Genomic DNA, 16,906 nt, shown 5'->3' with positions numbered 1-16,906 from the left:
CGTTAGATGATCTTCTGCGCGACCAGGTATTCGGCGATCTTGATGCCGCCGTCACCCTCGTCGGTGACCTTCTCACCCGCGGTCTTGGGTGGCTTCGGTGTCGACGACAGCACGGTCGACCCGGCGTTGGCCAGTCCCACCTCGTCGTCCTCGACGCCGATCTCGGCCAGGGTCAGCACCGTGACTTCCTTCTTCTTGGCGGCCATGATGCCCTTGAACGACGGGAACCGCGGCTCGTTGATCTTCTCGTTCACGCTGACCACCGCGGGCAATGTCGCCTCGAGGGTGAACACGCCGTCGTCGGTCTCGCGTTCGCCGCTGACCTTTCCATTCTCAACCGAGAGTTTGCGCAAGTGGGTGAGCTGCGGCAGGCCCAGGTACTCGGCGATGATGGCCGGCACCGCCCCGGCGCCGCCGTCGGTGGACTGGTTGCCGGCGATCACCAGCTCGGTGCCCTCGATCGTGCCCAGCGCACGCGCCAGCGCCCATCCGGTCTGGATCGCATCCGAGCCGTGCATCCGGTCGTCTTTGAGGTGCACGGCCTTGTCGGCTCCCATCGAGAGCGCCTTGCGGATCGCCTCGGTGGCCCGCTCCGGACCCGCGGTCAGCACGGTCACCGATCCTTCGATGCCGTCGGCGGTCTCTTTCTCCCGGATCAAGAGCGCTTCCTCGACAGCGCGCTCGTTGATCTCGTCCAGTACGACGTCGGCGGCCTCGCGGTCCAGGGTGAAGTCGCCGTCGGTGAGCTTGCGCTCCGACCAGGTGTCTGGGACCTGCTTGATCAGGACCACGATGTTGGTCATGGGTGTGGTTTGTCCTCCTCGAGGAGGTCATGCAGTCGTCGACTACACGACGCGGATCCAGTTCACGCGGCCGCACGGCGAAGTTACTGAAGGGTAACTTTGTGCGGTTCTTCCCCCACCATAGCGGGTCGTGCCGGAGCGATCGGCAGGCTCCTCCTGCCGCGTGCAGGGGGTGAACCGTTCGATATCGCGGCGCTTCGGGCTAGCCTGCCTATCTAATGAGCGCATCGATGCCTGCGAACACGCCGTCGCCCAACCTGCCCGAGGCGCCGGCCGTGTTGGCACTGACCGGCGAACGGACCATCCCGGGCCACGACGTCGAGAACTACTGGTTTCGCCGCCACGAGGTGGTCTACCAACGGTTGGCACCGCGCTGCGCGGGCCGGGATGTGCTCGATGCGGGCTGTGGGGAAGGCTACGGAGCCGACATGATCGCCGGGGTTGCGCGCCGGGTGACAGCCCTGGACTACGACGAGTCCGCGGTTGCCCATGTGCGGGTCCGCTATCCCCGGGTGCAGGCGGTGCACGCCAACCTCGCCGACTTGCCGCTGCCCGACGCGTCGGTGGACGTCGTGGTCAACTTCCAGGTCATCGAGCATCTCTGGGACCAGCCCGGATTCGTCGCCGAGTGCCTGCGGGTGTTACGGCCGGCGGGGCTGTTGATGGTGTCCACGCCCAACCGGATCACGTTCTCCCCCGGCCGCGACACCTCGCTCAACCCGTTCCATACCCGCGAGCTCAACGCCGACGAACTCACCGGGCTGCTGCTGGACGCCGGCTTCGCCACGGTGTCGCTGAGCGGGGTGTTCCACGGGGCCCGGTTGCAGGAAATGGATGCCCGCCACGGCGGGTCGATCGTCGATGCGCAAGTCGCGAGGGCGGTGGCCGACGCCCCGTGGCCGGCGGAGCTGCTGGCCGACGTCACCGCGGTCACCACGGCCGACTTCGACCTCGTCGACGCGGATGCGCGCGACATCAATGCCAGTCTGGATTTGGTCGCGATCGCGTGGCGCAGATGACCCGCCCCGATGCCAGCCCGGTACCGGGGCTGTTCACGCTGGTGCTGCACACCCATCTGCCGTGGCTGGCGCACCATGGCCGCTGGCCGGTCGGCGAAGAGTGGCTCTACCAGTCATGGGCGGCGGCCTACCTGCCGCTGCTGCGGATGCTGAACACCCTGGCCGGCGAGGACCGGCACCGACTGGTCACCCTCGGGGTGACGCCGGTGGTGACCGCGCAGCTCGACGACCCGTACTGCCTCGACGGCATGCACCACTGGCTGGCCAACTGGCAGCTGCGCGCCGCTGAGGCGTCGACGCTGACACCATTGCGGGCGTTCGGGATTCGCGAGTTGGCCGAAGCGCAGCGAGCCCTCGAGGACTTCGCCACGCTGTGGCGTCACGGGGCCAGTCCGCTGCTGCGCGACTTGGTCGACGCCGGCACCGTCGAGTTGCTCGGCGGTCCGCTGGCCCACCCGTTCCAGCCGTTGCTGAACCCGCGGCTGCGCGAGTTCGCGCTGCGCGAAGGCCTTGCCGATGCGCAGCAACGGTTCGCGCACACGCCTGCCGGCATCTGGGCGCCGGAGTGCGCCTATGCGCCGGGCATGGAACATGACTACGCCGCTGCCGGTGTCGGTCACTTCATGGTCGACGGCCCCGCCCTGCACGGCGATACCGCGCTGGCCCGGCCCGTCGGCACCACCGACGTGCTGGCGTTCGGGCGTGACCTGCATGTCAGCTATCGGGTCTGGGCGCCGAAATCCGGCTATCCCGGGCACGCCGCTTACCGCGACTTCCACACCTACGACCACCGCACCGGCCTCAAACCCGCCCGGGTCACCGGGCGCAACGTGCCCACGGACGCCAAGGCGCCCTACGACCCCGAGCGCGCCGACCATGCGGTCGACAGCCACGTCGAGGACTTCGTCGGCGTGGTCCGTGCTCGGCTGCTGGCCGAAGCCGAGCGCATCGGACGGCCCGCGCACGTGGTGGCGGCCTTCGACACCGAGTTGTTCGGCCACTGGTGGTATGAGGGACCGGTGTGGCTTGAGCGGGTGCTGCGGGCGCTGCCGGAGGCCGGCGTGCGCGTCGGTACGCTATCCGATGCGATCGCCGACGGCTACCTCGGCTCGGCGGTCGAATTGCCGCCCAGTTCTTGGGGTTCCGGCAAGGACTGGCGAGTGTGGGCCGGGGAGGAAGTGGCCGACCTGGTGCAACTCAATGCCGAAGTGGTCGACACCGCGCTCAGCGCCGTCGACAAGGCGCTGACGCAGACCGCGTCGCCGGACGGACCGGTGCTGCGCGATCGGATTGCCGATCAGATCCTGCGCGAGACACTGCTGACGGTGTCCAGCGACTGGCCGTTCATGGTGAGCAAGAATTCCGCGGCCGACTACGCCCGCTACCGGGCGCAGCTGCACGCGCACGCCACCCGGGAGATCGCAGCAGCGCTGGCCTCGGGCCGGCGCGAGGCCGCCCAACGGCTGGCCGACGGTTGGAACCGCGCCGACGGGCTGTTCGGCGCGCTCGACGCACGGAGGCTGCCATGACCCCCCTGTGCCGCGAGCGTGCGTGTCGCCGGCCGACACGCCGACGTGGGCCCGTGTTCGGCGCACGCTCGCGCCGAACCCGGGCCGGTGCGCGATGAAGATCCTGACGGTGTCGTGGGAGTATCCACCGGTGGTGATCGGCGGGCTCGGCCGGCACGTCCACCACCTGTCGACGGCGCTGGCCGCCGCCGGTCACGAGGTGGTCGTGTTGTCCCGGCGCCCGTCGGGAACCGACCCGAGCACCCACCCGTCGTCCGACGAAATCCACGACGGCGTCCGGGTGATCGCCGCCGCACAGGATCCGCACGAGTTCACCTTTGCCGAGGACATGATGGCTTGGACCCTGGCGATGGGCCACGCCATGACCCGCGCCGGTCTGGGCATCTGTTCCGGCGAGACGACATGGCGGCCCGATGTGGTGCACGCGCACGACTGGCTGGTCGCTCATCCAGCCATCGCGCTTGCTGAATTCTACGATGTGCCAATGGTTTCCACGATTCACGCGACAGAGGCCGGTCGGCACTCCGGCTGGGTCTCCGGCCGGCTGAGCCGGCAGGTGCACGCGGTCGAGTCGTGGCTGGTGCGCGAATCCGATTCGCTGATCACCTGCTCGGCATCGATGCGCGACGAGATCACCGAGCTGTTCGGCCCGGGGCTCGCCGAGATCACCGTGATCCGCAACGGAATCGACGCATCGCGCTGGCCGTTCGCACCCCGTCGGCCCCGAACCGGACCGCCCGAACTGCTGTTCGTCGGCCGGCTGGAGTACGAGAAAGGGGTGCACGACCTCATCGCTGCGTTGCCGCGGATCAGACGGACCCATCCGGGTACCACCCTGACCATCGCCGGTGAGGGCACCCAGTACGGCTGGCTGCTCGAACAAGTCCGTAAACACCGCGTGCGCACAGCGACGAGGTTCGTCGGACGCCTCGATCACACCGAGCTGCTGGCCGCGCTGCACCGCGCCGATGCCGCGGTGCTGCCCAGCCACTACGAGCCGTTCGGGCTCGTGGCACTGGAGGCCGCCGCGGCAGGCACGCCGCTGGTCACGTCGAACATCGGTGGTCTGGGCGAGGCGGTCATCAACGACGAGACCGGAATGTCCTTCCCACCGGGAGATGTCGAGCAGCTGGCCCGGGCGGTGCGCGCCGTGCTCGACGATCCCGCCGCTGCGCAGCGCCGCGCTCGGGCCGCGCGGGATCGGCTCACGTCCGACTTCGACTGGGGCACCGTGGCCGAGGAGACCGCGCAGGTGTACCTGGCGGCAAAACGTCGCGAGCGTCAGCCGCTGCCCCGACTGCCCATCGTCGAACACGCACTGCCGGACCGGTAGGCGCACGGCCACCGGTAACGTCGGGCCATGGGTTTGATCTATTCGAGCGTGGTCGACGCGCCGCTGCACGAGGTCTTCGCCTGGCACGCGCGGCCCGGCGCGTTCCTGCGGCTCGCGCCGCCGTGGCAGCCGGTGCGCGTGCTCGCCGAGGCCGACTCACTGCGCGACGGGCGCGCGGTGCTGATGCTGCCCGGGGGCTTGCGCTGGGTAGCCCAGCACGAAGCCGAATCCTACGACCCGCCAAGGCGTTTCGTGGATACGATTGGCGGCGACGGATTGGCCGCGCTGCCGGCGCGGCTGGCGGTGCGCTGGCGGCACACGCACGACTTCGAAGCCGTGGACGGTGGCCGCACCCGGGTGGTCGACCGAGTTGAGACGCCGGTGCCGGCGACGGCGTTGCGCCCGATGTTCGTCTACCGACACCGCCAGTTGGCCGATGACCTGCGTGCCCACCGGCAGGCGGCCGAGCACGGGCTGCGTGCCATGACCGTCGCACTCACCGGTTCGTCGGGGCTCATCGGGTCGGCGTTGACCGCGTTCCTGCGCACGGGCGGACATCGGGTCCTTCGGCTGGTGCGCGGAACGCCGGCTAACGCCGACGAGCGACAGTGGAATCCCGGTGCTCCCGATCCGGATCTGTTCAGCGGGGTCGACGCGGTCATTCACCTGGCCGGCGCCTCGATCGCGGGCCGGTTCACCACCGCGCACCGGGACGCGATCCGCGAGAGCCGAATCGGCCCCACCCGTCTGTTGGCCGAACTTCTCGCGCGGCGCTCCGACGGCCCGCGAGTGCTGATCTGCGCGTCGGCGGTCGGCTTCTACGGCCACGACCGGGGCGAAGAAATACTGACCGAGGACAGCGTGCGTGGTGACGGTTTCCTCGCCGATGTGGTGGCCGACTGGGAGGACGCGGCCACCCCGGCCGCGCAGGCCGGCGTGCGGGTCGTTTGGGTCCGCACCGGTATCGTGCAATCACCCCGCGGCGGCACACTTCGCCTGCTGCGACCACTGTTCAGCGCCGGTCTCGGCGGCCGGTTGGCCGACGGCCGGCAATGGCTCCCCTGGATCGGCATCGACGACGTGGTCGACATCTACCACCGCGGGCTGTGGGACACCGCCCTGTCCGGGCCGGTCAACGCGGTCGCTCCGGAGCCGGTCCGCAACGCCGACTACACCCGAACCCTCGCGCGGGTCCTGCGGCGGCCGGCTCTGGTGCCGGTGCCGCGATTGGGGCCGCAGCTACTGCTCGGCGATCAGGGCGCCCGCGAACTTGCCTACGCCAGTCAGCGCGTCATCCCGGCCAGGCTGCAGCGTGCCCAACACCGATTCCGCCATCCCGATCTCGAACTCGCGCTGCGTCACCTTCTGGGTCGGGTTGATACAAGTTCAAATGATTAAATATTAAGAATTTGAATAGAGTGCGGGGTTGTGACTATGCTGGCGACGCATGGAGCCTGATCGGCGCGGCCGGAATCGAGCCGGCCGACGAGACCGTGCTGGCCGCAGCGCGCCACACAAGCTACGGGAACGTGGGCTCGCGTAGCGGCCACGTGGTAGTGGTCGGCGCGGGATTGGCGGGCCTTTCGGCGGCGCTGCACCTGGCCGGTCGCGGCCGCACCGTCACCGTCCTCGAGCGACACGCCTGGCCCGGCGGGCGGGCCGGTCGGCTCGACATCGACGGCTATCGGCTCGACACCGGGCCTACGGTGCTCACGATGCCCGACGTTATCGACGAGACATTCGCCGCGGTCGGTGCCGAGCGGTCCGGCCTGATGGACCTACTTCCCCTGGATCCTGCTTACCGTGCCGTATTCGCCGACGGCAGCACACTGGACGTGCACACTGATCCTGACCGGATGGCCGCGGCGATCGAGGAATTCGCCGGCAGCGTGCAGGCCGCGGGCTACCGACGGCTGCGGGACTGGTTGACCCGGCTGTATCGCGCCGAATTCGACGGGTTCATCGCCAAGAACTTCAGGTCCCCGCTGTCACTGCTCAACGTGGCGCTCGCCCGGCTCGTCGCGATCGGCGGATTCCGCAGATGGGACGCCATGGTGGGGCGCTACATCACCGACCCCCGGTTGCGGCGGGTGTTCACCTTCCAATCGCTGTACGCCGGAGTGGCTCCCCAGCACGCTCTGGCGGTCTACGCGGTGATCGCCTACATGGACACGATCTCGGGGGTGTTCTTCCCGCGCGGGGGGGTGCGGGCGTTGCCCGACGCGCTGGCCGCCGCGGCGGCCGGGGCAGGGGTGGACTTCCACTACGGCTGCACAGTCACCGCGCTCGAGGTCGCCGGCAGCCGCGTCACCGCGGTCTGCACCGACCAGGATCGGCGCATCGCCTGCGACGCGGTGGTGCTGACCACCGAGCTGCCGCAGACCTATCAACTGCTGGGCCGCACACCGCGCCGCCTCCTGCCGCTGCGGGCGGCGCCGTCCGCCGTGGTGGTGCACCTGGGTTGCCGGGCTCTGCCCGCCGGCGCTCATCACACCATCCTGTTCGGCGCGGCATGGCAACAGACCTTCACCGACATCATCGACGACGGGCGCCTCATGCGGGACCCGTCGCTGCTGGTGACCCGGCCCACGGCCAGCGACCCGAGCCTGGCCCCCACCGGGCGAGACCTGCTCTATGTCCTGGCGCCGGCCCCCAACCTGTCGCACGGCACGATCGACTGGCACAGCACCGGGGAAAGCTACGCCGAATCGCTCATCGACACCGTGCAGCAGCGGCTGCTACCCGGGCTGCGCGAGGATGCGCACCTGCTCCACGTCGTCAACCCCGCCGACTGGCAACGCCAGGGAATGTTGTCCGGTACCCCGTTTTCGCTGGCCCACACCTTCGCCCAAACGGGGCCGTTCCGCCCCGCGAACGTCGTGCGCGGCATCGACAACGCGGTGCTCGCCGGATCCTCCACCGTGCCCGGGGTGGGCGTTCCGACCGCGCTCATCTCCGGCCGGCTGGCCGCCGACCGCATCACCGGCCAGGTCGCGCGCCACGTTAACCTGAAACCCGGCCTACCGTGATCCGCAACGAGTTGGATGCCGCCGGAATCGACGACCCCGGCCTTCGCGACGCCTACCGGCGCTGTCGCGCAATCAACGCCGCCCACGGCCGCACGTTCTTTTTGGCCACCCGGCTGCTGGCCCCGGACCAACGTCCGGCCGTGCACGCGCTCTACGGCTTCGCCCGCTACGCCGACGACATCCTCGACAAGTTCGACCCGAACCTGGACACCGTGGCCCGGGCAGAACGACTCCGGCAGCTCTCGGACAGCTTCTTCGCCGAGGGCGACGACCACGACAACCCGGTGCTCACGGCGGTCCGGCACACCGCCCGGCGTTACGGCATCGCACCCGAGCTGTTCGACGACTTCTTGACGTCGATGCGGATGGACCTGACCGTCACCGACTACCCCGACCGCGCCGCCCTCAACCGTTACATGCGCGGCTCAGCGGAAGTCATCGGGCTGCAGATGTTGCCGATCCTGGGCACGGTCTGCGCGATGGACGAGGCTGTGCCCTATGCCGAAGCACTGGGCAGGGCGTTTCAGCTCACCAACTTCGTGCGCGACGTCGACGAGGACCTGATGCGGAACCGGATCTACCTGCCCGCCGACGAATTGGCGGCCTACGGCGTCGACCGGGAGGTGCTGATGTGGTGTCATACCCACCGCCGCGCGGACAACCGCGTGCGCCGGGCCCTGGCGGCCCAGCACGACCTCATCCGCGACGTCTATCGCTTCGCCCGCAACGGCATCACGTTGCTGTCACCGCGCTCCCGGCCGTGCGTGACCACCGCGGCCACGCTGTATTCGGAGATTTTGGACCGCATCGAAGACAGCGACTTCGCGGTCTTCGGCCGTCGCGCTGCCGTCGGCACCCGCCGACGACTGCAGGTCGCCGGCGCCGGACTGATCCGGTCCTGGCGGGCGCGCAGGTCCGGGGCCGACCCCGAGCGCGGTGCGGCGTGAGCGATCACTGGCAATACCTGCTGGTGCTCGCCGCCTGCCTGGCGATCACCGCGCCGCTGGAGCTGTTCGGCGCCGGCGTCTACCGACAGCCGCGCCGCACAGCGAGATCGGTGCTACCGGTCGCCGCGGTGTTTTTGCTGTGGGACGAGCTGGCGATCGCCACACACGTCTGGACATACAACCCGCGCTACCTCACCGGCCTGCAGATCCCGGTTGGGGTGCCGATCGAAGAGGCACTGTTTTTCCTGGTGATCCCGATGTGCGGGCTGCTCACCTACAACGCGGTGACCGCCATCGCAGACCGGGTCGACCGGCGATGAGCGGCCTGGGCTACAGCGCACCGGCCGCGCTGGCGGTCGCGGCCGTGTGCACGCTCGAATTCACCATCTTGCGCACCGGGCTGTTCCGCCGACCCGGCTATTGGCTGTCGATTCTGATCGTGCTCGGTTTCCAGATTCCGGTCGACGGGTGGCTGACCAAACTCAGCGCCCCCGTCGTCTGCTACAACCAGCGCCAGACCAGCGGCGTGCGCCTTTGGCTCGACATCCCCGTCGAGGACTTCCTGTTCGGCTTCGCGCTGGTCACCGCCGTGCTGCTGTTATGGGAGGGCCAGCGTGCAGGCCGGTGACCCCCGCCGTGACGTCGCGGCCGCGTTCGACGCCGGCGCGGGCGCCTACGACCGGCTGGTCGGCTCCAACCCCGCCTACCACGCGAACCTGCGCCGCTCGGCGGCCCGGCTGCGGCTGCCCGACCGGGGCCGGGGCCTGCGCCTGCTCGACGCCGGCTGCGGCACCGGCGCGTCGACGGCGGCGCTGCTCAGCGTCGCCCCCGAGGCCGAGATCGTCGCCGTCGACGCCTCCCGCGCCATGCTCGACGCCGCGCGGGCGAAACACTGGCCGGCATCGGTGCGGTTCGTGCACGCCCGGATCGAAGAGCTCACCGCGCACCGGATCACCGGACCGTTCGACGCGATCCTGGCCGCCTACCTGGTGCGCAACCTGGCCGACCCCGACAGCCAACTGCGCGCCTTCCGCGCGCTGCTGCGGCCCGGCGGGTCGCTGGCAGTACACGAGTATTCGGTGCGCGACTCGACGGTGGCCACGCTGGTGTGGCACGCGGTCTGCTGGTGCATCATCATCCCGGCGGGCTGGTGGCACACGCGGGACACCACGCTGTACCGCTACCTGTGGCGCAGCGTCCTGGCGTTCGACGGTGCCGCGGCGTTCCGGCGCCGGCTGCGCGAGGCCGGGTTCGTCGGCGTGCGCAGCATCACCATGGCGGGCTGGGAGGCCAACGTGGTGCACACCTTCCTCGGGGAGGCGCCGCAGTGACCGATCACCGCCGCCAGACCTATCCGGCGCCGCGCGGGCTGGCCGACGCCGGCGCGCTGTCGACTCGCCCACACGCGGTCGTCGTGGGCGCGGGCATCGCCGGACTGGCTGCCGCGGTGGGCCTGGCCGAACGCGGAGTCGGTGTCGACGTCGTCGAACGCGAGCAGTATCTCGGCGGACGGGTGGGCGGCTGGACCGAGCGTGACGACAACGGCAACGACATCGCGATGAATCGCGGCTTTCATGCGTTCTTTCGCCAGTACTACAACCTGCGTGACCTGCTGCGCCGCGTCGACCCGCAGCTGTCGATGCTGACCGCGGTCGAGGACTATCCGCTCGTCGACGGCGCCGGCCGCCGCGACAGCTTCCGCGGACTGCCGCGCACCCCGCCGTGGAATGCGCTCGCTTTCGCGCTGCGCAGCCCGACTTTCCAGCTGCGCGACCTGGTGCACCTCGATGCGCGGGCCGCCGCACCGCTGGCCGCGGTGTCGGTACCGCAGATCTACGCGCGGCTCGACCACATCGACGCCGAGACCTTCCTGAAAAGCATCAACTTCCCCGACACCGCGCGCCATCTCGCGTTCGAAGTGTTTTCACGCAGCTTTTTCGCCGACCCGGCACAGCTGTCGGCCGCCGAACTGGCCACGATGTTTCACATCTACTTCCTGGGCTCCAGCGAGGGCTTGATCTTCGATGTCCCCACGGCGAATTTCGACGTGAGCATGTGGACGCCGTTACGGGCTTACCTGGCCGGGCGCGGCGTGCGGTTCCGGCTTGGCCTGCAGGTACTGCGCGTCGCCGCCGGTGAAACGAAAGCGTTTCGGGTGCACACTGATTCGGGTGAGCATCTCGACGCCGACGCCGTCGTGCTGGCCACCGACGTGGCCGGCCTGCAACGCGTCGTGGCCGCCTCCGACGGCCTTGGCGACGCGCCGTGGCGCGCCCGCATCCAGCGGCTGCGCACCGCGCCGCCGTTTGCGGTCCAGCGGCTCTGGCTCGACCGACCGGTCGGCTCTGACCGCCCGGCCTTCCTGGGCACCGCGGGGCACAAGCCGCTGGACAACATCAGTGTGCTGGAGCGTTATGAACGCGAAGCAGCCGAATGGGCGGCCCGCCGCGGCGGCTCGGTCGTCGAACTGCACGCCTACGCCCTGCAATCCGAGCCGTCCCGCGAGGCCATGCTGCGGCAGCTGCGTCGGCTGTATCCCGAAACCGCGGCGGCTCACCCGCGCTGCGAGCGCGTCCTGCAGCGCAACGACTGCCCGCTGTTCGAGCCGGGTATGCACGCCCACCGGCCGGGGGTGCGCACGCCCCAGCGCGGGCTGGTGCTCGCCGGTGACGGGATCCGCATTGATGTGCCGGTGGCCTTGATGGAACGAGCGGCCACCACGGGCTGGTCGGCGGCCAATCACTTGTTGAGCCAGTGGGGGCTTGCCGGCCACACCGTGCATACGGTGCCCAACCGGGGTCGCTCAGCGCTGCTGCGGTGGCTGGCCGCCCGAACCGGGCGGCGGCGATGAGCATCACCGATCACCTCCGCCGACGCTGGCCGACAACGTGGCCGCTGCAGATCATCTCGCCGCAATCATGGGCCGGCCAACACCCGACCTATCGCGACGCCGATCCGTCCATCATCAGCGCCGCGCTGCGTCGATCCCAACAACGCCGCACCGGAAACTGGTTCGTGTTCGCCGCGAGCCGCGACATTCGCGCCGATCGACCATACGGCGCCCGCGTCGCCGGGGTCGAGCTCGTCGCCTGGCGCGATCAGGGGTATCGACTGCGCGTGGGTCCGCGCGGTTGTCCGCACCTGGGCGCCGATCTCGCCACCGGGGTCGTGCGCCGCGGGACGTTGATCTGCCGTTGGCACGGCTTGACCTTCGACTCGGACCGGTGCGAGTTCGGCTGGGCGGCGTTGCCCAGCCACGACGACGGCGTGTTGGCCTGGGTCCGCCTCGACCCCGCCGGCGGCGAAGCCCCGTCGGACGGACCGGTCCTCGCCGACCGCCCGGCCGGTGCGACGTTGCACGCCGTCAGCCGCGTGGTCGGTGTCTGCGAGCCGTGCGACATCATCGCCAACCGGCTCGACCCCTGGCACGGCGCCTGGTTTCACCCCTACTCCTTCGCCAGGCTGGAGGTGCTGCAAACCCCGACACAGCGTGACGACCGGTTCCTGGTCGCGGTGACGTTCCGGATGGGTCGGTTGGGGGTTCCCGTCATTGCCGAATTCAGCAGCCCGGAGGCCCGGACCATCGTGATGCGCATCGTCGACGGCGAAGGAACCGGCAGCGTCGTGGAAACCCACGCCACCCCGCTGGGTCCGGGGTCCGATCGCCGTCCGCGTACCGCGGTGATCGAGGCTGTCATCGCGCGCTCGGAGCGTCGGGGATTTCAGCGGGCGTTGCGCGCGAACGCGCTGATCGCTCCGCTGATGCGGTACGGCGCCGCCCGGCTGTGGCGCGATGACCTCGCCTACGCCGAGCGCCGCTATCGGCTGCGCGCCGGAATACCGGGCGAACAGCCATGAGAAAGCGGTACTTCGCGGTCGTGGCGCTCACGGTCGGCGCCCACTTCGCCTACCTGCTGTACCTGCCGAGCGGCGGTTTTCTGGCGCTGCGCTGGCCGCGGACCATTGTGCTGCACGCGGCCGCCGTTGCCTGGGGCGTCGCCGTCGTGGGCCTGCGTCTCCCGTGCCCGCTGACGTCGCTGGAACGGTGGGCACGCGCCCGGGCGCACATGGAGCCGCTACCGGCGGGTGGATTCGTCGAGCGCTACGTGTCCGGTGTCTGCTATCCGGGCGACCGGACCGGTGTTGCGCAAACGCTGGCTTTCCTGGCGGCCGGAGTCTCGTGGGCGGTGCTGGCGCGCAGCCGAGCTACCCGAGCAACCGCTGCTCGATGAGGTCGGCGCCCCGCGCGACGCCTCCCGTCGCGGCGAAACCGGCCGCCACCCGCCGCGCGCCGTCGGTCATGGTCATCGCCGTGCGCACCTTGTCCCGTAGCCGCGCGGCGGTGAGTCTTTTCGCGGGCAGCCGGGTGCCGGCGCGGGCCACCTGCACCCGGCGGGCGACTTCGGCCTGATCGCGGGCGAACGGCACGACGCAGACCGGCACGCCGTGGTCGAGCGCCTTGACCGTGGTGCCCATCCCACCGTGGGTGACGGCGCAGACAGCGCGCTCGAGCACGGCCCCGTGCGGGGCGAACCGGCGCACCGTCGCATTGGCCGGGCGCGGCAGGTTGTCGGGCACTCCGGCCGGGAAGGTCGCAACGACATGGACCGGCTCGTCAGCCAGCCCCTCCAGGGCGGTCCGTGCCAGGATCGCGTCGGCCTGCTTGATCGACGACGTGCTGACCAACACGATGGGCCGCTCGATGGCGGCCAGCCACTGCGGTGCGGACGCGGGTCCCGGTTCGAATACACAGGCGCCGATGAGGTGCACCGTGTCGCCCCAGCCGGGGTGCGGATATTCGAACGGCTCACCGCCGACCGCCAGCAGCAACGGGGCCCGGCGCAAGAATTCGTCGACGGATGCGACCCGGGGCACCCCCAGCTCGGAGCGAATAGCGTTGACGTGCGGCAGTATCCGGCGGTCGAAGAGCTGCGTGACGAACGGGCGCATCGCCGCGTCGCGGATGGCGCCGACGACGCCGGGCAGCGGCCGCAAACCGGGCCCGAACGGCGGCACGCCGCGCGAGCGCAAATACGGGGTGAACGGCGAGAACAGCACCCACGGCAGGTCGCCGGCATCGGCCACCGATATCGCGCCCCAGCAGTTCGCATCGACGATCACCACATCGGGTGCCACGGTGTCGATCGCGGCGCGCAAGTCTTCCACCTCGAGTACCGCCCGGCGGCACAGCACTTCCAGCGACATTGTGAGCACACCCAGGGAGTTACGCGCCAGCCAGTCCTGCCCGACGACGGCCTCGATCCGCGGGTCCACCGGCTCGGCGAGAAAACCGGCCTTACGCATGCTCGCGACGTGGTCGGCCATGGTGCGCAGGTGCACCTGATGGCCGCGCCCGGCCAGCTCGCGCAGCAATGCGCTGACCGGCAACAGATGGCCCAGGGCCGGTGATCCGTAAGCCAGGATTACTGCCACGATCCGATTGTCGTGCTAGCGAATAGCCGACACACCGAGACGACGTAACGCTGCCAGGTCGACGGTGCCGCAGGCGTGCAGACAGACGCGGAGTTCTTCGATCAGCCGGGTCAGCCGGTCGAGCACGGCGCCGGCCGATTCGATGGCTGCGCCCAGCAGCGGCCGCGCGAGCGACACCACGGTCGCACCCAACCCCAGCGCCTTGGCCGCGTCCGTGCCGGTGCGGATACCCCCGGAAGCAACCAGCGGGATGTCGGGTAACGCCGCGCGCACCTCCAGGAGCGCCTGGGCGGTCGGTATGCCCCAGTCGGCCAGGTCCGGGTAGCGCAGCTCGCCGTAGCGCACGAGCTGCTCCACGCGCGACCAGGACGTCCCGCCCGCCCCGGCGACGTCGATGGCGGCCACCGGAAGCTCACCCGGCAGCCGCATCAACTCGGCGACCGCGGCCGCGCCGATGCCGTGGCCGACCTCCTTCAGCAGAATGGGGTAGTCAAGTTCGCCGGCCACCTCCTGCAGCCGGACAAGCGAGCCGGTGAAGTCGGTGTCACCGTCACGCTGGAGCGCCTCCTGCAGCGGATTCGTATGCACCGCAAGGGCATCGGCTCCGATGCGATCGAGGGCCCCGGCAATGTCGGCGACATCGACCTTGCTCAGCTGGGACAGGCCGATATTGCCGAACAACAAGACGTCGGGTGCCACGTCGCGCACGGCGAAGCTGGTGGCGGCCTGCTCGCCCAGCGCGCTGTCCAACATGATGCGCTGCGAGCCGAGCATCATCCCGATGCCCAGCCGCTGCGCGGCGGCGGCCAGGTTCCGGTTGATCGTCGCCGACAGCTCGGCACCGCCGGTCATCGCGCCCACCAGCACCGGGGCCCGCAGGCGTTTGCCCAGGAAAAAGACATGCAGGTCGATGTCGTCGAGGCGGGTTTGGGTGAGCGCGTTGTAGGGCAGCCGGTAGCGTTCCAATCCGGTGCTCACACCGCGGTAGCCGACCTCGTCGCCCAGGCATACCTCGATGTGGCGGCGTTTGCGGACGGTCATCGGGTCCGGATCAGCCGGCATCGCGTCTCCGCCGGCGGTTGATCAGCCAGATGTGAGTGGACAGCGCCGTGGCGAAGGTGCACCAAAGCGGGTAGAGGCCCAGCGGCGCCGCAGCCGCTCCCCGGACGTCGACGGCCCGGCGGGTCAGATCCGCGCTGCTCGCGGCCAGCGCCCCGGCCAACACCGCCGAGGCTCCCAACGCCCGCCGGTTGAAGAACAACCACGACCAGCCGGCGTTGAGAACGAGGTTGAGGCCCAGCGCCGCCAGGTAGGCCCGGCGTTTCGGGGTGTCGCCGCGGTCGTCGAGCTCGTCGATCGTCGACGCCGAGACGGCCGCGATATCGGCGTAGAGCAGCTGCCAGACCACGGGGAACACCACCGCCGGTGGTTGATAGGCCGGCTTGCGCAGCCGGGCATACCAATTCGACCGAACCGCCGGCCGGCTCGCCAGGCTGCCCAGCGCCGCCGTGGCAGCCACCGACGAGCCGGTGGCGATCAAGGTGGAAATACGCACATCTATCCTTTCGTCACAGGTTGGGCTTGACGGGTACGACAACCTCGTTGCGCCGCAACAGCGGAGCGGTCCACGGCGGATCGTAGAACCAGGCTGCCGCGCTGCCGGTCGGTTCCAGGCCCGCATCACGAACAGCGCGCATCAATGCGGCGGTCTGCGCGGCGATCGCCCGCGGGCTGCGGCTGCCGGTGAAGCGGCGCACCGCGACGGTTTCTTCCGGGATGGTCACCAGCGTGACGGCGTCGTCGTCGGGCTCGGGAAGCGATTCCAAAGTCTTGTCGGCCGGCATGAAAAACCTGATCACCCATTGACCCTCGCCGCCGGCGGCCAGTGACACCGGCGCCGTCATCGCGATCTTCTCGCCGCGGCCGCCGACCGGTTGCTGGGCGACCGGAGCCGTCATCGCGATCTTGGCCCGGGTGTGGTTGGCTCCGAAGATGTAGCGGGCCAGGCGGCGGAATCCGACGGTGCGCGCCGTCTCCTCGCGGGACTGCACCGTGGTCTCGGCGGCGATACGCGGGCCGTAGCGCCGGATCTGTGCACCGGGAATCTGCTGCACGACGGTGTAGGGGGGTTCTTCGGTGCCGTGGCGGATGCCCACCAGCGAGCCGCCGAATTCGAGCAGCCGCAGCGGCAGCGACAACAATGCTTTCACCATGGTTACCTCTTTCCGGTCGTCGTGATCGTGTCGCCCGGCGTGTCCCGCGGTGCGGTGTCGGCACCCGCTGCGCCGAGTTCGGCCCGGAACCGCCGCATGGCCTCGACGAGCGCGGTGAAGACCCGATGCGCGGCGGCCAGGTCGGAGTCGGGCAGGTCGGCCAACGCCTCATGGGTGTATGTGCCCAGCGGGGCGAAGAACGCCGCGGCGACGTCACGTCCGTGATCGGCATAGCGCAAAATGACCTTGCGGCGATCCGAGGGGTCGGATTCACGTCGCAGGTGACCGGACTCGACCATGCGTTCCACCAGGTAGGTGACCGCAGCGCCGGAGACTCCCATCTTGTGCCGTAATTCCCCGGCCGACAGCGGCGTTCCGGCGGCTTCGGCCACCAGCACGTGCAGCAGCGCGCGGAAGTCGCTGAGGTGGACCTGGTGGAGCCCGGCGAACAGGCGGCCGATCTCGTCGGATTCTGCGCTGAGGGTGCGGGAGTCGGCAATGATGAGCGCTTCGAGATCGGTGCGCTCAACGCTGCCCTGGTCAGGGTTCATCGTAGGGCAAGGATATCGCTAAAACGTCGCTTTGTTAAGTTGATTAATT

18 protein-coding genes are annotated in these 16,906 nt (G+C 69.8%); 12 read left to right on the top strand and 6 right to left on the bottom strand.

Annotated features, from left to right (window positions below):
- Positions 1-2: 2 nt before the first annotated feature.
- Positions 3-803 (bottom strand): electron transfer flavoprotein subunit beta/FixA family protein, encoded by an 801-nt coding sequence (locus F6Q13_RS09225; RefSeq protein ID WP_293055347.1) that lies wholly within the window; start codon positions 801-803, stop codon positions 3-5.
- A gap of 218 nt (positions 804-1,021) precedes the next feature.
- On the opposite strand from F6Q13_RS09225, the gene F6Q13_RS09220 reads away from it, so the two are divergent.
- From F6Q13_RS09220 to F6Q13_RS09165, 12 genes are all read left to right on the top strand, one after another.
- Positions 1,022-1,822 (top strand): class I SAM-dependent methyltransferase, encoded by an 801-nt coding sequence (locus F6Q13_RS09220; protein ID WP_293055345.1) that lies wholly within the window; start codon positions 1,022-1,024, stop codon positions 1,820-1,822.
- Positions 1,819-3,351, top strand: a complete 1,533-nt coding sequence (locus tag F6Q13_RS09215) for a glycoside hydrolase family 57 protein (protein ID WP_293055344.1) — start codon at positions 1,819-1,821, stop codon at positions 3,349-3,351. Before F6Q13_RS09220 ends, F6Q13_RS09215 begins: the two co-directional genes overlap by 4 nt.
- Positions 3,352-3,445: 94 nt before the next feature.
- Positions 3,446-4,684: a glycosyltransferase family 4 protein gene (locus F6Q13_RS09210; RefSeq protein WP_293055342.1), complete on the top strand. Its 1,239-nt coding sequence runs from the start codon at positions 3,446-3,448 to the stop codon at positions 4,682-4,684.
- A 27-nt stretch (positions 4,685-4,711) separates the two neighbouring features.
- The gene (locus tag F6Q13_RS09205; RefSeq protein ID WP_293055340.1) at positions 4,712-6,082 is read left to right on the top strand and encodes a TIGR01777 family oxidoreductase; all 1,371 of its coding nucleotides are present in this window, start codon (positions 4,712-4,714) and stop codon (positions 6,080-6,082) included.
- A gap of 131 nt (positions 6,083-6,213) precedes the next feature.
- Complete coding sequence (gene crtI / locus F6Q13_RS09200) at positions 6,214-7,713, top strand: phytoene desaturase family protein (RefSeq protein ID WP_293055372.1); 1,500 nt, start codon at positions 6,214-6,216, stop codon at positions 7,711-7,713.
- Positions 7,710-8,660 carry a phytoene/squalene synthase family protein gene (locus F6Q13_RS09195; RefSeq protein ID WP_293055338.1) on the top strand — a complete coding sequence of 317 codons (951 nt, stop codon included), beginning with the start codon at positions 7,710-7,712 and terminating at the stop codon, positions 8,658-8,660. The genes crtI and F6Q13_RS09195 overlap by 4 nt, the downstream gene beginning before the upstream one ends.
- Entirely contained in the window at positions 8,657-8,980 is a 324-nt protein-coding gene (locus F6Q13_RS09190; protein WP_293055336.1) for a lycopene cyclase domain-containing protein, read from the top strand. Before F6Q13_RS09195 ends, F6Q13_RS09190 begins: the two co-directional genes overlap by 4 nt.
- A complete protein-coding gene (locus F6Q13_RS09185; protein ID WP_293055334.1) occupies positions 8,977-9,288 on the top strand; it encodes a lycopene cyclase domain-containing protein in 312 nt (103 codons plus the stop codon). Before F6Q13_RS09190 ends, F6Q13_RS09185 begins: the two co-directional genes overlap by 4 nt.
- Positions 9,275-9,991, top strand: coding sequence for a class I SAM-dependent methyltransferase (locus tag F6Q13_RS09180; RefSeq protein ID WP_293055333.1), 717 nt, complete (start codon positions 9,275-9,277; stop codon positions 9,989-9,991). Before F6Q13_RS09185 ends, F6Q13_RS09180 begins: the two co-directional genes overlap by 14 nt.
- Positions 9,988-11,511 (top strand): FAD-dependent oxidoreductase, encoded by a 1,524-nt coding sequence (locus tag F6Q13_RS09175; protein WP_293055331.1) that lies wholly within the window; start codon positions 9,988-9,990, stop codon positions 11,509-11,511. The genes F6Q13_RS09180 and F6Q13_RS09175 overlap by 4 nt, the downstream gene beginning before the upstream one ends.
- Positions 11,508-12,518 carry a DUF5914 domain-containing protein gene (locus tag F6Q13_RS09170; RefSeq protein ID WP_293055329.1) on the top strand — a complete coding sequence of 337 codons (1,011 nt, stop codon included), beginning with the start codon at positions 11,508-11,510 and terminating at the stop codon, positions 12,516-12,518. Before F6Q13_RS09175 ends, F6Q13_RS09170 begins: the two co-directional genes overlap by 4 nt.
- Complete coding sequence (locus F6Q13_RS09165) at positions 12,515-12,892, top strand: DUF2784 domain-containing protein (protein WP_293055327.1); 378 nt, start codon at positions 12,515-12,517, stop codon at positions 12,890-12,892. Before F6Q13_RS09170 ends, F6Q13_RS09165 begins: the two co-directional genes overlap by 4 nt.
- On the opposite strand, the gene F6Q13_RS09160 is transcribed toward F6Q13_RS09165, so the two are convergent.
- Genes F6Q13_RS09160 through F6Q13_RS09140 form a run of 5 tightly spaced genes read right to left on the bottom strand, consistent with a single transcriptional unit; the run spans position 12,867 to position 16,857 of the window.
- Positions 12,867-14,093, bottom strand: coding sequence for a nucleotide disphospho-sugar-binding domain-containing protein (locus F6Q13_RS09160; RefSeq protein ID WP_293055325.1), 1,227 nt, complete (start codon positions 14,091-14,093; stop codon positions 12,867-12,869). The genes F6Q13_RS09165 and F6Q13_RS09160 overlap by 26 nt on opposite strands.
- 15 nt (positions 14,094-14,108) lie before the next feature.
- A complete protein-coding gene (gene fni, locus F6Q13_RS09155; RefSeq protein WP_293055323.1) occupies positions 14,109-15,155 on the bottom strand; it encodes a type 2 isopentenyl-diphosphate Delta-isomerase in 1,047 nt (348 codons plus the stop codon).
- Positions 15,145-15,648, bottom strand: coding sequence for a TspO/MBR family protein (locus tag F6Q13_RS09150; protein ID WP_293055321.1), 504 nt, complete (start codon positions 15,646-15,648; stop codon positions 15,145-15,147). The genes fni and F6Q13_RS09150 overlap by 11 nt, the downstream gene beginning before the upstream one ends.
- A gap of 13 nt (positions 15,649-15,661) precedes the next feature.
- A complete protein-coding gene (locus F6Q13_RS09145; protein ID WP_293055319.1) occupies positions 15,662-16,306 on the bottom strand; it encodes a heme-binding protein in 645 nt (214 codons plus the stop codon).
- A 2-nt stretch (positions 16,307-16,308) separates the two neighbouring features.
- The gene (locus F6Q13_RS09140) at positions 16,309-16,857 is read right to left on the bottom strand and encodes a MarR family transcriptional regulator (protein WP_293055317.1); all 549 of its coding nucleotides are present in this window, start codon (positions 16,855-16,857) and stop codon (positions 16,309-16,311) included.
- Between the last annotated feature and the right edge of the window lie 49 nt (positions 16,858-16,906).

It is taken from the genome of Mycobacterium sp., assembly GCF_008709575.1.
Taxonomy (GTDB): domain Bacteria; phylum Actinomycetota; class Actinomycetes; order Mycobacteriales; family Mycobacteriaceae; genus Mycobacterium.
This window is presented reverse-complemented; position numbering and strand designations above follow the sequence as displayed.

What these genes read in the sequence shown, in the direction of transcription:
- F6Q13_RS09225 (WP_293055347.1), bottom strand. Translation starts at nt 803, where the DNA reads ATGACCAACATCGTGGTCCTGATCAAGCAGGTCCCAGACACCTGGTCG.
- F6Q13_RS09220 (WP_293055345.1), top strand. Translation starts at nt 1,022, where the DNA reads ATGAGCGCATCGATGCCTGCGAACACGCCGTCGCCCAACCTGCCCGAG.
- F6Q13_RS09215 (WP_293055344.1), top strand. Translation starts at nt 1,819, where the DNA reads ATGACCCGCCCCGATGCCAGCCCGGTACCGGGGCTGTTCACGCTGGTG.
- F6Q13_RS09210 (WP_293055342.1), top strand. Translation starts at nt 3,446, where the DNA reads ATGAAGATCCTGACGGTGTCGTGGGAGTATCCACCGGTGGTGATCGGC.
- F6Q13_RS09205 (WP_293055340.1), top strand. Translation starts at nt 4,712, where the DNA reads ATGGGTTTGATCTATTCGAGCGTGGTCGACGCGCCGCTGCACGAGGTC.
- F6Q13_RS09185 (WP_293055334.1), top strand. Translation starts at nt 8,977, where the DNA reads ATGAGCGGCCTGGGCTACAGCGCACCGGCCGCGCTGGCGGTCGCGGCC.
- F6Q13_RS09170 (WP_293055329.1), top strand. Translation starts at nt 11,508, where the DNA reads ATGAGCATCACCGATCACCTCCGCCGACGCTGGCCGACAACGTGGCCG.
- F6Q13_RS09165 (WP_293055327.1), top strand. Translation starts at nt 12,515, where the DNA reads ATGAGAAAGCGGTACTTCGCGGTCGTGGCGCTCACGGTCGGCGCCCAC.
- fni (WP_293055323.1), bottom strand. Translation starts at nt 15,155, where the DNA reads ATGCCGGCTGATCCGGACCCGATGACCGTCCGCAAACGCCGCCACATC.
- F6Q13_RS09145 (WP_293055319.1), bottom strand. Translation starts at nt 16,306, where the DNA reads ATGGTGAAAGCATTGTTGTCGCTGCCGCTGCGGCTGCTCGAATTCGGC.
- F6Q13_RS09140 (WP_293055317.1), bottom strand. Translation starts at nt 16,857, where the DNA reads ATGAACCCTGACCAGGGCAGCGTTGAGCGCACCGATCTCGAAGCGCTC.